At 45.5% G+C, this 303-nt stretch carries 1 protein-coding gene; it reads right to left on the bottom strand.

The genetic code is table 11. From position 1 onward, the window contains the following. Window positions 1-144 precede the first annotated feature (144 nt). A partial coding sequence (gene gatC / locus ACTHSP_RS23505; RefSeq protein WP_440347180.1) for an Asp-tRNA(Asn)/Glu-tRNA(Gln) amidotransferase subunit GatC occupies window positions 145-303 on the bottom strand: 159 nt, incomplete at its 5' end.

The following is a 303-nucleotide window of genomic DNA, read 5'->3' on the forward strand; positions in this document are numbered from 1 at the left end:
GTACTTTCTATAAAACAGTTTTTGCTTTCAAAACAGATATTGAAAACATCCGTTTAAATCAATAAATCGGGCCGTCTAAACAGAATATCCTTTCAGACGGCCTTGCAATAGGGGTTTGCCGATAAGCAAAGGCCGTCTGAAACCTTATTCTTCAATCACTTGAGGAACGATATACAGACGGTTGCGCACTTCGGGAGCAACAGCCTGATATTCGGCAGCATGATCAGTTTCAGTCACTTTATCTTCGCGCAGGCGCAAAGCGGCTTCGTGCGGATGCGCCATGGGTTCGATGCCGTCGGTATT

The organism is Neisseria sp. P0001.S005 (genome assembly GCF_051963715.1).